The 12,910-nt window shown below is 60.5% G+C and carries 12 protein-coding genes; 3 read left to right on the top strand and 9 right to left on the bottom strand.

What is annotated here, in order from left to right:
• The 6 genes from GCN74_RS22580 to GCN74_RS22555 all read right to left on the bottom strand — a co-directional run bounded on the left by GCN74_RS22580 (window position 1) and on the right by GCN74_RS22555 (window position 6,092).
• Entirely contained in the window at window positions 1-1,317 is a 1,317-nt protein-coding gene (locus tag GCN74_RS22580; RefSeq protein ID WP_152258752.1) for a sulfate adenylyltransferase subunit 1, read from the bottom strand.
• Entirely contained in the window at window positions 1,317-2,228 is a 912-nt protein-coding gene (cysD, locus tag GCN74_RS22575) for a sulfate adenylyltransferase subunit CysD (RefSeq protein ID WP_152258751.1), read from the bottom strand. Before cysD ends, GCN74_RS22580 begins: the two co-directional genes overlap by 1 nt.
• Window positions 2,229-2,268: 40 nt before the next feature.
• Entirely contained in the window at window positions 2,269-2,985 is a 717-nt protein-coding gene (locus tag GCN74_RS22570) for a phosphoadenylyl-sulfate reductase (RefSeq protein WP_152258750.1), read from the bottom strand.
• Window positions 2,986-2,994: 9 nt separating this feature from the next.
• The gene (locus GCN74_RS22565) at window positions 2,995-3,555 is read right to left on the bottom strand and encodes a DUF934 domain-containing protein (RefSeq protein WP_152258749.1); all 561 of its coding nucleotides are present in this window, start codon (window positions 3,553-3,555) and stop codon (window positions 2,995-2,997) included.
• The gene (locus tag GCN74_RS22560) at window positions 3,548-5,236 is read right to left on the bottom strand and encodes a nitrite/sulfite reductase (RefSeq protein ID WP_152258748.1); all 1,689 of its coding nucleotides are present in this window, start codon (window positions 5,234-5,236) and stop codon (window positions 3,548-3,550) included. The genes GCN74_RS22565 and GCN74_RS22560 overlap by 8 nt, the downstream gene beginning before the upstream one ends.
• A gap of 82 nt (window positions 5,237-5,318) precedes the next feature.
• Window positions 5,319-6,092: a sulfite exporter TauE/SafE family protein gene (locus tag GCN74_RS22555; protein WP_152258747.1), complete on the bottom strand. Its 774-nt coding sequence runs from the start codon at window positions 6,090-6,092 to the stop codon at window positions 5,319-5,321.
• A gap of 160 nt (window positions 6,093-6,252) precedes the next feature.
• Between GCN74_RS22555 and GCN74_RS22550 the strand changes: the two genes are divergently transcribed.
• From GCN74_RS22550 to GCN74_RS22540, 3 genes are all read left to right on the top strand, one after another.
• Entirely contained in the window at window positions 6,253-7,194 is a 942-nt protein-coding gene (locus GCN74_RS22550; protein WP_034751505.1) for a CysB family HTH-type transcriptional regulator, read from the top strand.
• A 61-nt stretch (window positions 7,195-7,255) separates the two neighbouring features.
• The gene (locus GCN74_RS22545) at window positions 7,256-7,906 is read left to right on the top strand and encodes a class I SAM-dependent methyltransferase (RefSeq protein WP_099665030.1); all 651 of its coding nucleotides are present in this window, start codon (window positions 7,256-7,258) and stop codon (window positions 7,904-7,906) included.
• 185 nt (window positions 7,907-8,091) lie between these two features.
• Window positions 8,092-9,039: a porin gene (locus GCN74_RS22540; RefSeq protein ID WP_152258746.1), complete on the top strand. Its 948-nt coding sequence runs from the start codon at window positions 8,092-8,094 to the stop codon at window positions 9,037-9,039.
• A gap of 47 nt (window positions 9,040-9,086) precedes the next feature.
• On the opposite strand, the gene GCN74_RS22535 is transcribed toward GCN74_RS22540, so the two are convergent.
• From GCN74_RS22535 to GCN74_RS22525, 3 genes are all read right to left on the bottom strand, one after another.
• On the bottom strand, window positions 9,087-10,277 hold the full coding sequence (locus GCN74_RS22535) for a PAS domain-containing sensor histidine kinase (protein ID WP_152258745.1): 1,191 nt from the start codon (window positions 10,275-10,277) through the stop codon (window positions 9,087-9,089).
• 171 nt (window positions 10,278-10,448) lie between these two features.
• Window positions 10,449-11,207 carry a LytR/AlgR family response regulator transcription factor gene (locus tag GCN74_RS22530; RefSeq protein ID WP_152258744.1) on the bottom strand — a complete coding sequence of 253 codons (759 nt, stop codon included), beginning with the start codon at window positions 11,205-11,207 and terminating at the stop codon, window positions 10,449-10,451.
• Window positions 11,208-11,270: 63 nt separating this feature from the next.
• Window positions 11,271-12,563, bottom strand: a complete 1,293-nt coding sequence (locus GCN74_RS22525) for a sensor histidine kinase (RefSeq protein WP_152258743.1) — start codon at window positions 12,561-12,563, stop codon at window positions 11,271-11,273.
• Window positions 12,564-12,910 lie beyond the last annotated feature (347 nt).

Genomic DNA, 12,910 nt, shown 5'->3' with positions numbered 1-12,910 from the left:
TTAGAGTCGGACCATGCCGGCCGCAACCGTCTGGTGGGTCACTTCATCGATCAGGATAAACGCGCCCGTGGCGCGGATATCGGCATACGCGTCGGCCGCCAGCGCCTGCTGCACGTTCAGGCTGATGCGGGCGATATCGTTCAGCTTCAAGCCGTCGGCCGGGTGGCGCTGCTGCGTATTGATATCGAGAATGGACTCGATCGCCGTTACCTTGGCCGCCGTCTGTTTCGTGCCATGCTTGATCCAGTACTTGCGGCGCAGGTCCAGCGCGTCTTCCGACAGCCAGCATACGTCGGCCACCACCTGTTTCAGCAGGGTGGCTGGGCGTTCGCTGCTGGCCAGCAAGTCGCCACGCGAGATATCGAGGTATTCATTCAGCAGCAGGGTCACGGACTGGCCCACCACGGCCGTCGGCAGCGAGCCATCCAGGGTGACGATATCCTTCACGGTGGCCGTCTGGCCGGACGGCTGCACCACCAGGGTGTCGCCGATGCTGACCTTGCCCGCCTCGATGCGGCCCATGTAGCCGCGGAAATCATTGGCTTCGTGGCCGTTGTGGCGCGCCACCAGCTGCACGGGGAAGCGGAAGGGCGCGTCGTGCGATTCGTCGTAGACGGACAGCGATTCGAGCAGTTCGATCAGGGTGGGACCCGTGTACCAGCCCAGCTTTTCGCCCCGTTCGACGACGTTGTCGCCCGTGAGGGCCGACAGGGGGATCGGCGTGATGTCCTTCAGGCCCAGCGACTGGGCAAATTCGCGGTAGGCGGCGACGATGCGGTTGTACACCGTTGCATCGTAATCGACCAGGTCCATCTTGTTGACGGCGACGACCACGTGCTCGATCTGCAGCAAGTGGGCGATGGTCGAGTGGCGTTTGGTCTGGATCAACAGTTCCACGCTGCCATCGTCGCCCAGTTTCACCTTCGACACGTCGATCAGGATGATGACGGCGTCGGCCGTGGATGCGCCCGTGACCATGTTGCGCGTGTATTGCTCGTGGCCGGGCGTGTCGGCGATGATGAATTTGCGCTTCGGCGTGGCAAAGTAACGGTAGGCCACGTCGATGGTGATGCCTTGCTCGCGTTCCGCTTCCAGGCCGTCCGTCAGCAGCGACAGGTCGACCGTGTCGCCCACCGTGCGCTTGTGCTTGGAGCGCGACATGGCGTCGAGCTGGTCGGCGAAGATACCCTTGCTGTCGAACAACAAACGGCCGATCAGCGTGCTCTTGCCGTCATCGACGGAACCGGCCGTGATAAAGCGCAACATGCCGCGTTCGACGCTGCTGCTGAGATTGGTGTTCTGGATTGCTGCGTTCATTAGAAATACCCTGCTTTCTTGCGTTTTTCCATCGAGGCTTCGGAAGTCTGGTCATCCATGCGGGTGGCGCCCCGTTCCGTGATTTGCGTGATTGCCGTCTCGGCGATGATGGCGTCGACCGTATCGGCGCTTGAGGACACGGGGCAGGTGCACGAGATATCGCCCACGGTGCGGAAGCGCACGACTTGCGTTTCCACCGTCTCGCCTTCGCGCGGCGGCGTCAGGTCCGTCAGCGGCACCAGCAGGCCGTTGCGCGGGATCACCTGGCGTTCGTGTGCGAAGTAGATCGGCGGCAATTCCAGTTTTTCACGGGCGATGTATTGCCATACGTCCAGCTCCGTCCAGTTCGAGATGGGGAAGACGCGCATGTTTTCGCCGGGATGCACGCGGGTGTTATACAGGTCCCACAATTCCGGACGCTGGGCTTTCGGGTCCCAGGCGCCGAATTCGTCGCGGAACGAAAAGATGCGTTCCTTGGCGCGGGCCTTCTCTTCATCGCGGCGGGCGCCGCCGATGCAGGCGTCAAAACCGTGTTCGGCGATGGTTTCCAGCAAGGTCACGGCTTGCGCCGCATTGCGCGAATCCGTGGCCGGGTTGCGCAGGCGCACGGTACCGCGCTTGATCGAATCTTCGACGGAGCCAACGATCAGGCGTTCGCCCAGTTCCGCTACTTTCTTGTCGCGGAAAGTGATGACTTCCGGGAAATTGTGGCCCGTGTCGATGTGCACGAGGGGAAATGGAAACTTGCCTGGGCGGAAGGCCTTTTCGGCCAGGCGCAGCAGGACGACGGAATCCTTGCCGCCGGAAAACAGCAGGGCGGGGTTGGCCGATTCGGCCGCCACTTCGCGCATGATGTGAATGGCTTCCGACTCAAGGCTGTCGAGGTGGCGCTGGTTCAAAATATTGCTCATATGGAGTGCTTTCTTGTTCTGCTGCGTCTGTTATGTCTGTTCAGGCTGCCACGGATTTGATGCGTATCAATTTGCCGTCCACCATGTGCAGGCCGCATTCCTTGGAATCGGGATTTTCCCACCACCAGCGTCCGGCCCGCACATCTTCGCCCGGCTGGACGGCCCGCGTGCACGGTTCGCAGCCGATGGACGGGTAGCCCTGGTCGTGCAGCGCATTGTAGGGCACGTCGTTGGCGCGGATATAGTCCCACACGTCCTGCTCGGACCAGTCGGCCAGCGGATTGAATTTCGTCATCGCGTGCGCCGCATCGTCTTCCTGCACGTGCAGTTCGGCGCGCGTGGTGGACTGGGCGCGGCGCTGGCCCGTCACCCAGGCCTTGTTGCCGGCCAGGGCGCGGCCCAGCGGCTCGACCTTGCGGATGCGGCAGCATTCGCGGCGCATCTCGACGCTGTCATAAAAGGCGTTCAGGCCATGCTGTTCCACGTAGGCGGCCACGGCTTCCGGCTGCGGGCGGTACAGGGTGATGTCGTGGCCGTAGCGGGTTTTCACCTTGTCGAGCACGGCCAGGGTTTCCTGGTGCAAGCGGCCCGTTTCCAGAGAAAAGATGCCGATCGGCAGCTTCGCTTTGAGAATCATGTCGGTCAACACCATGTCTTCGGCTGCCAGGCTGGACGCGAACACGGCCGGCGAAAACTCCGCGGCGATGCGTGTCAGCGTTTGCTCGGTGGCGTGTATCAAAGAAGTCAAATCGCTCATGACAATTCCTCAGATGCCGGCCGCGTTGTCGAGGTCGGGATTCTGGCCTTCGCGGTGGTGACGGCGGAACAGCGGCGACTTCTGATCCCACGATGCCTGGTAGGTTTCCGAAAACACGGACAGCCCTTTCAAGGCGTCATGGATGCTGCGGTCCGGCCGGGTGGCATACGCATCGAAGCCGACCCTGTGCATGGAAAACAGCTGGTCGCGCAGCACGTCGCCGATGGCCCGCAATTCCCCACGGAAACCCAGGCGGGCGCGCAGGTTGAAGGCGATGGAATAGCCGCGGCCATCCGTGAATTTCGGGAAGTCCACGCCGATGACGGGCAATTGCGCCACGTCGGCCGCCAGTTCTTCCGGGCGTTCGTCGCTGGCCAGCCAGACACCGATGTCGGGCAGGCGGGCGGCCAGGGTCGCGCGCTGGGCTTGCCACACGGGCAGGGGCACGATGACCTTGCCGGCGGGCACGACCACCGTTTCCGGCGTATCGTTTTCATCGAGGCGCAGCAAGCCCCAGGTATTCGGCACCACGGCGGCGTTCTTGATGATTTCTTCGCGTACTTCAAACATATTCGTCTTCTCCCACCAGGTTGCCGACCGTGATCGGCGTTGCATATACGTGTTCCTTGAACGGCGCCAGGCCCAGGCGCTGGGCCGTGTCGACGAAGCGCTCGCCTTCATGGCGTTCGCGCACGTAGACGTGCAGCAGGCGGCCGATGACTTCAGGCATCTGGAGGGAAGAGAACGATGGTCCGATGATCTTGCCGATGGCGGCGTTGTTGCCTTGCGCGCCGCCGATCGACACTTGATACCATTCGCTGCCATCCTTGTCGACGCCGAGGATGCCGATGCTGCCCACGTGATGGTGGCCGCAGGCATTGATGCAGCCGGAAATATTCAGTTCGATCTCGCCGATGTCGTGCTGGAAGTCGATGCTGTCGAAGCGTTCCGCGATGGCGGCCGCGATCGGCAAGGACTTGGCGTTCGCCAGCGAGCAGAAATCGCCGCCGGGGCAGCAGATCATGTCGGTCAGCAAGCCGATATTTGGCGTGGCCAGGCCGTGCGCCTTGGCTTCCTGCCACAGTTTAAAGAGTTTCGATTGCTCCACGTCGGCCAGCACCAGGTTCTGCTCATGCGTCACGCGCAGTTCGCCAAAGCTGTAGCGGTCGGCCAGATCGGCCACGAAGTCGATCTGCTCGGCCGTCGCGTCGCCGGGCGGCACGCCCGTTTTCTTCAAGGACAGCACCACGGCCACGTAGCCAGGGCGCTGGTGCGGCTTGACGTTGCGCGCCAGCCAGTTTACATAGGCCTTGTTGTCCGCGTGTTCCGCCTGGTAGTCGAGTTCCGGCAGGGCAAGGTAGGCGGGTGGATTGAAGAAGTCCGCCACGCGCTGCATTTCCTCGGCCGTCAGGGTTTCCGGGCCGTCTTTCAGATCGACCCACTCTTCTTCCACCTGGCGCGTGAATTCTTCCACGCCGATGGCTTTGAGCAAGATCTTGATGCGCGCCTTGTATTTGTTGTCGCGGCGGCCGTGCAGGTTGTACACGCGCATGATGGCCTGGATGTAGGTCAGCAAGTGCTGCCATGGCAGGAACTCGCGCACCACGCTGCCCAGGATGGGCGTGCGGCCCATGCCGCCGCCGGCCATCACCTTGAAGCCCACTTCGCCGGCCGCGTTGCGCACGGCCGTCAAGCCGATGTCGTGCACGGCGATGGCGGCGCGGTCTTCCTCGGCGCCATTGATGGCGACCTTGAACTTGCGGGGCAGGGCGATGAACTCGGGATGGAAGGTGCTCCACTGGCGCAGCACTTCCGCGTACGGGCGCGGATCGATGATTTCATCGGCGGCGACGCCGGCGTACGGGTCCGATGTTGTATTACGGATACAGTTGCCGGAGGTCTGGATCGCGTGCATTTCGACGGACGCCAGGTCCGTCAGGATATCGGGTGTCTGCTCCAGCTCGATCCAGTTGAACTGGATGTTCTGGCGCGTGGTGAAGTGGCCATAGCCGCGGTCATACTTGCGCGCGATGTGCGCGAACATGCGCATCTGTTGCGACGACAGCAAGCCGTAGGGCACGGCAATGCGCAGCATGTAGGCGTGGCGTTGCATGTACAGGCCGTTTTGCAGGCGCAGCGGAATGAATTCCTCTTCCGTCAGTTCATTGGCGATACGGCGCGCAACCTGGTCTCGGTACTGGGCGATGCGTTCTTTGATGATGAGGTGGTCGTACTGATCGTAATGGTACATATCAATTCCTAAAAAAGCCGGGGTGCTGGAAGATTGCCTGGGATTATGTTCTTGATACTGTTCGTGTCACATGGTCGGTCAATTAATAGATTAGCTTTACTGCCACGCCGGTCAAGGTCATCGCCAGCAGGACTCTTAAAAACCTTTCCGGCACGGAGCGGGCCACCCAGGAACCGAGCGTGATGCCGGGCAGGGAGCCGACCAGCAGGGAGGCCAGCAATTCCCAATGGATGGAACCGAGCCACCAGTGGCCCAGGGCGGCGATGGCCGTCAGGGGCACGGCATAGGCGATGTCGGTGCCCGCCACTTCGGCTGAGCTCATGCGTGGATACAGCATCACCAGCAGGGTGGCGCCGATGGCGCCGGCGCCGATCGACGAGACCGTCACCAGCACGCCCAGCACGGCGCCGGAAAAAATGGTCGCGGCGGCAAGCTTGTTGCCTTGTAATTGTTTTTCAGGGTGGGCATTGATCCAGGCCAGCATGCGGCCCTTGAAGATCAGCGCCACGACGGTCAGCAGCACGGAGGCGGCGATGGAATAGCGGATGATCTGGCCGATTTCCGGCGACAGGGTGCCGAACGATTTCAGCGCCAGGGTCGAGACGACGGCAGCGGGCAGGGCGCCGATGCACAGGCGCTTGACGATATCCCAGCGGATGGTGCCGCGCAGGCGGTGCGTCAGGGTGCCGGCGCTCTTGGTGATCGAGGCGAAGGCCAGGTCGGTGCCGACGGCCACGGAGGGCGGCACGCCAAACAGCAGGGTTAACAGCGGCGTCATCAGCGAACCGCCGCCCACACCGGTCATTCCTACGAGTAATCCTACGGCAAATCCTGAGACTATATAAGACAAAGTCATGCTTTCACCCCCAAAGTACCCGCAATAGTAATAAACTTGGCGTTTAATCCAAACTACTTAGTACGCATTTGCTTATATGCGATATGCGTATATGCATGAACGCAAAATCATGGGTGGGGCGGAAACTCGGCAAATCACGGCAATCTAGGGCAAACCAGCAATGAATCTCCATCAACTGCGCTTCGTGCGCGAAGCGGTCCGGCAGAATTACAACCTGACGGACGCCGCCAAGGCCTTGTTCACGTCGCAACCGGGCGTGTCGAAGGCCATCATCGAGCTGGAAGAAGAGCTGGGCGTGGATATCTTTACGCGCCACGGCAAGCGCATCCGCGGCTTGACGGAGCCGGGCCGCCTGGTGCTGGAGTCCGTCGAGCTGATCATGCAGGAAATCGACAGCATGAAGCGCATCGGCAAGGAATTCGCGGCGCAGGACAGCGGCAGCTTTACTATTGCCACCACGCATACGCAGGCGCGCTACACCTTGCCCAAGGTGGTGCAAGCCTTCATGCTGAAGTTCCCCAAGGTACGATTGTCTTTACTGCAAGGAAACCCGCGCCAGATCGCCGAGATGGTGCAGCGCGACCAGGCCGACCTGGCCATCGCCACGGAATCGATCGCCGCCATCGATGGCCTGATCACCTTGCCCTGCTATCAATGGGAGCACGTGGTGGTGGTGCCGGTCGACCATCCGCTGCTCAAGTCGAAGTCCGTGACCCTGGAAGAAATCGCCGCCTTCCCCCTGATTACCTATGACAGCGCGTTTGCCGGACGCAACAAGATCGACCACGCTTTCGTGCTGCGGGGCTTGAAGCCGGACATCTTGCTCGAGGCTATCGATGCGGACGTGATCAAGACTTATGTCGAGTTGGGCATGGGGATTGGTATCATAGCGGGTATGGCCTTCGATGCCGAGCGCGACAAAGGCTTGCGCGCCATCCCTGTCGGCCACCTGTTCGGCATGAATGTGTCGCGCGTGGCCGTCAAGCAGGGCGCGTATTTGCGCAGCTATATCTATACCTTTATCGAGTTGCTGACGCCGACCCTGAATCGCAAGCTCATCGAGCAGGCGATGAGCGGTGATAAAGAGCACTACGAACTATAACAATGCATGAAGTCGGCCGGGCGACGTGCCTGGCCAAGATTATTTAAGAAGAGAAGAAACAATGATTACCGATCAGCTTGCCAAATATTACGCCACCATCGCGCAGCAGTACGAGCGCGTCTATGACAAGCCCGAACGCCAGGAAGACCTGGAAGTGTTGCGCGACAAGGTCGCCGACGTGCTGGAAGGCCACACCGTGCTGGAGCTGGCTTGCGGCACCGGCTACTGGACGGAAGTGGTCGCCGAGTCGGCCGAGTCCGTGCTGGCCACCGATATCAACGATGAAATGCTGGCGCTGGCCCAGGCACGCGGCTTGCCCGACAACGTCACGTTCGCCAAGCTCGACGCCTTTAATTTGCCCGATGACTTGCTGGGCAAGTTCACGGCCGTGTTCGCCGGTTTCTGGTGGTCGCACGTCAAGCGCGAAGACCAGGACAAGTATCTGAAGCAATTGCGCAGCAAGCTGGGCAAGGACATCCTGCTGGTGCTGATCGACAATTCCTATGTCGATGGCAGCAGCACCGTGATCGCGCGCACTGACCTGGAAGGCAATACCCACCAGTTCCGCACGACGGAGGGGGGCGAGCGCTATGAAGTGCTGAAGAATTTCCCATCGGATAGCCACCTGCGCAAGAAATTTGCCCACTCGGCCCGCGAAATCCGCATGAAGCGCCTGGAATACTACTGGCTGCTGAGCTGCCGCCTGAAGTAAGGCCGGAACGGCAATATGAACCGCCTTCGGGCGGTTTTTTTTCGCCTGTTGTTTTTAGGTAACACGGTGTTGTGCCAAAAAGCAACATCTTGTCGATGTCATATTGTTGAAGTATTTGATGGGCATGATTCGGTTCAGCAGCTAAGCAGCAACACTCTTGTCCAACCTAATGTAGAGAATCTCAAGTGAAAAAAATTACTCTGGCAGCATTGATCATCGGCACCTTCGCGGCAGCTACGGCGCAAGCACAATCGAACGTCACCGTGTACGGCCTGGTTGACCTCGGTATCGCCAAGACCACTGGCCAGCCGACCGTCGAACGCGAAAACAATGCGTCGCGCCTCGGTTTCAAGGGTACGGAAGATTTGGGTGGCGGCCTGTCCGCAATTTTCAACCTGGAAAGTGAATTCCTGGCCGACACCGGCGCGCAAAAAGGCGTGTTGTTCGACCGTCAAGCGTATGTGGGCTTGAAAGGCGCTTTCGGTACCGCCATCCTGGGCCGCACCAAGAACCTGGTCGATGGCACCATCGCCCGCGTCGACCCATTCAACACCTACGGCGTGGTTGGCAAGAACAATGAAACCCTGCTGCGTTCGGGCGTCGGCTCGTCGCGCGTGAACAACGCCGTGACCTACAACAGCCCAAGCTTTGAAGGTTTCGTGGGCAGCCTGCAATACGTGCTGAGCGAAGTCAACAGCGCTGACGCTGGCGTGATCGGCCTGGCAACCTACGACAATGGCCCGATCAGCCTGCACGCCGGCTACGAAAAAGCCGTGCAAGCAACGGCAACGTCCGCCAAGGCTGACCTGTGGTCCATCGGTGGCGGCTATAAATTCGGCCCAGCCAAGATCACGGCTGCCTACTCGAAAGGCGACACCAAGGTGGCAACCACCGGCGAATACAAGTCCTACCTGATCGGCCTGAACTACACGGTTGGCGGCGGCGATGCCAAAGTGTCGTATGGCAAGCAAGAGCAAAGCAACAACAAGTTCAAGGATCAGGACACCATCAAGGAATTCGGCGTCGGCTACGACTACCACCTGTCGAAGCGCACCGACGTGTATGCTTACGCCGGCCGCGAGCGCGTGAAGTCGTTGACCTCGTACCAGGTTGGTATCGCACACAAATTCTAAGCATCGCTTGATGTGAGGGATGACAAGGGCGCCTGCGGGCGCCTTTTTTATTGCATCGCCGCTGCCGCCGCCTCGGCATGCATGGGCAGCGAGATTTCGATGCGTGTGCCGCCCAGTTCGCTATCGGCGCCGATGTGTATGCTGCCGTTCAAGCCCCACACCCGTTCGCGCATGCCCAGCAGCCCCAGTGCCGTGGATTTTTCCAGGTCGTGTTCGGCAATGCCGCGGCCGTCATCCTGGATGGTGATCGCCAGCGAGGAATCGATGCGGTGCAGGGCGATGGTGATGTGGTTCGCCTCGGCGTGGCGCGCGATATTCGTCAGCGCCTCTTGCACGATGCGGTAGATGGCCGTGCTGCGCGCATCGTCGAGCACCAGGTCGGCTTCGTCGGCCAGCAAGTCGAAATGGATGGCGCGGCGCAACAGGAAATCGTGGCGCAGTTTTTGCAGCGCGAAATACAAGCCCCCTTCATCGAGCGCGCGCGGACGCAGGTTGCTGGCGATGCGCCGCAGCGAAGTGATGGCCGTCACCAGCAAGCCGTCCATGCTGTGCAGCAATGCTTGCAGGGGCACGGTGGTGTCCGTGTGCTGGCGCACGAGGGTCAGGTCGACGCGCAGGGTGGCCAGCAACTGCCCCAGGTCGTCATGCAGTTCGCGCGCGATATGCTTGCGCTCTTCTTCGCGGATGGATTGCAGCGCGCTCGACAATTCACGCAATTGCGAAAAGGAGCGGGCCAGTTGTTCATGCATCTGCTGGCGCGCACTGATGTCGCGCACGATGATGGTAAACACGCTATGGCCGTCTTCCTGCATGCTCGACAGCGAGCCTTCGAGGGGAAACATGGCGCCATCGCTGCGCCGTCCCGTCAAGGTGTAGTCGGTGGCACGCCGGCCCGTCAGGCGCAGCTCCTGGCTGATGTCGCCGAACGGCGGATCGCCATCCTGCTTGCCCAGGTCGCCCAGGGTGCGCAGGTCGCGCAGGATGTAGTGGCCCAGGCGCATGCCGCGCATGCCGTCCGGCGTGTCATCGAATAACCTGGCTGCCGCCGCGTTCGCATGCAGGATGATTTGTTCGCTGTTGATGCTGATGATGGCGTCGCTGGCATTGTCGATGATGGCCTGGCCGCGCGCCTGCCGTTGCCGGCGGGCTTTCAGCGGGGGAAACAGGCACAGCAAAAGCGCCGCCGCCATGCCCAGCGGCAGGATACGCAGCAGTGCGGGACTGCCTCGGTCGGGCATGGGTATCTCCTTGCGAACGTGTACGAAGGCAGGCAAGACAGTGATGACGGGCAGGACTTTATCTAAGTAAATAGCCTATGCCTGCTGGGATGGCGCGGCTTGATGTGGCGCAGGAAGGGGGCGATGAGCGTCAGGCGCCGCGCCGGCATGGGCCGGGCGGCGGCGGGGAGCTTACATTTGCTTGAACAGGTGCAAGAAGCTGCGGCTCACTTCAAGCTTGTCGGCTTTGCCTTTGATGAGCACCAGGTGGCGGCCGCGGATGTCGCGCGTGACGCCTTCGATGGCATTCACGTTGACCAGGGTGGCGCGGTGGATTTGCCAGAACAGCGAAGGGTCGAGTTCTTCGGCCAGGTCGCGCACGGGCTTGCGGATCAGCGCTTCATACTTGGCGGTCTGCACGCAGGTGTATTTCTCGTCGGAGCGGAAAAATAAAATTTCTTCCACGGGAATCATGCGCAAGTCCTGGCCGATGCTGGCCTGTATCCATTGCAGGTAGGTGGGCTTGGCCGTGATTTTCTCGGCCAGCTGCGACAGCATGGCCGTGACGCTGCTGTTGACATCCAGGGCGGGCTTGTTCAAGTGCGTTTTCAGGCGCTCCACCGTCACCAGCAAGCGTTCATGCTCGGGCGGCTTGAGCACGTAATCGACGGCGCCCCGCTCGAACGCTTCCACGGCGTGGGTATCGTAGGCCGTGACAAAGACGATATGCGTCTTGCTGCCGATCACTTGCGCCGCTTCCATGCCCGTCTTGCCCGGCATGCGGATATCGAGGAAAGCAAAATCGGGTTTGAGTTGTTCCACCAGTTCGATCGCTTCGTCGCCATTCTTGGCTTCGCCGATGATTTCCAGTTCGGGCCAGGCCTGGCCCAGGCGCAGGCGCAGCTGGTCGCGCATCAGTCTTTCGTCGTCGGCAATAATAGCGGTAGGCATAGGTCTCAAGTGTGAACAGGCGAAGATTGATTATTCAATGATTTAGCGTTTTTATCAACTGTCTTATTTGGACAGTTGATATGGCACTTCGATCACGGCGCACACGCCGCTGGGCTGGTTGGGCGTGATGGTCAGGCTGCCCTGGTCGCCATGCAGCAGTTTCAAGCGCTCGCGGATGGTGGGCAAGCCCAGGCCCGTGCCATCGCTGGGCACCACGCCAAAGCCCAGGCCGTCATCGGTGACGGTGACGCGCAGCTTGCTGTGCGCCACTTCGGCCACGATGCGCAGGGTGCCGCCTTCCGGTTTGACTTCCAGGCCGTGCTTGATGGCATTTTCCACCATCGATTGCAGCATCATGGGAGGGAAGGCGGCGCTGCGCAGGCCGTCGGGAATCTGGAAGTCGACGGTCAGGCGTTCTTCCATGCGCATTTTCAGCAGGTTCAAGTACGCTTGCACCATGTCCGCTTCGCGGCCCAGGTTGGTAATCAGGGCGTTGTCGCGCATTTGCGGCAGCACGGCGCGCAGATACTGGATCAGGCTGCGCTGCATCTTGGCGGCGCGCGGCGGATCGACCTGGATCAGGTGTTCGACGGAGGCGAGTGTGTTGAACAGGAAGTGCGGCTCGACTTGCGCCTGCATCATCTGCATCTTCGCTTCGCTGAGCTGGCGCTGCATGGATTCGCGCTCGGCTGCCTCGTTTGCCGTGACGGTTTCCGCTTCTGCACGTTTCTTGCCGCCCACCAGGGCCTTCATGGCGAACAGGGCCAGGACCAGCAGGGACACAAAGCTCTTGAACCAGGTCGAGGCTTGCTGGTGATAGCGCGACACTTTTTGCTCTGCCGCATCATCGACCGCTTCTTCTATGGCATTCGACAACTCTTCACCGATTTGTGGCGGCAATTCAATATGGACTTCTTCCCCCGAGGCATTCGTGGTCACGGGATAGCTGGGCTTGGCGGGGGCGGCCGGTGGTTCCGGCGGTGCCGGCGGCACGGTGTTTGCGTGCTCATCCGCCTCGGCGGCATCGGCCGGCTCGCTGGCCGCATCTGCCGTGCTGCTGCGCCGGTTCTTGCTGTTGCGGGGATTGAAATGGATGCCCGTATCGTCGATCAGGATATTGGTTTCGCCCGAGCCCTTGCTGCTGCGCTTGTGCGACTTGATGATGACTTCTTCGTCCGGATTGGACGAGAAAAGCTCATCTTGCAAAATGGAACCGGCGATCAGGGCCAGGGCGGCAAACAGGAAAAATTTCCACCAAGACAGCTGAGTGACCCAGGTCGTCGTCGCGTCGAATGCCCGTTGCAACCAAGCGAGGATGGTTTTCAACAATTGGGGCAGGCTGGAAATCGGAAGCATGGGGGCACTTTCAAGTACAAGAGTTAATCGACGCAGCGGGCAAGTTTAACCGCTTGTTGAGCCGCGTCAGAGTCTGATGTTGCCACTGTGCCTAAAGACCACGAACTACGCCAGCCGATTGCGACAGGCTGCACAAAAAGGCGCTTGAAGTGAAGACTATGCTTGCTGGGCGGTGGGACGAGGCAGTATAAAAATAGCCCTTGCGGAGCCGCGGTACCTTGGCTATAATTCGCCCCCTCGCTGAACGATGCATGCAAATGCCGAGTAAAACGAGAGAAAAAGAAGGAGTTGACGATTGTGCTGAAATGCTTCATACTCTTCCTTCTTCGCAGCTGACAAACACAACG

The sequence above is a fragment of the Janthinobacterium sp. FT14W genome (assembly GCF_009208755.1).
GTDB lineage: Bacteria > Pseudomonadota > Gammaproteobacteria > Burkholderiales > Burkholderiaceae_D > Janthinobacterium > Janthinobacterium violaceinigrum.
Note: the sequence above shows the minus strand (reverse complement) of the source record. Positions and strands in the feature narration are given on the sequence as shown.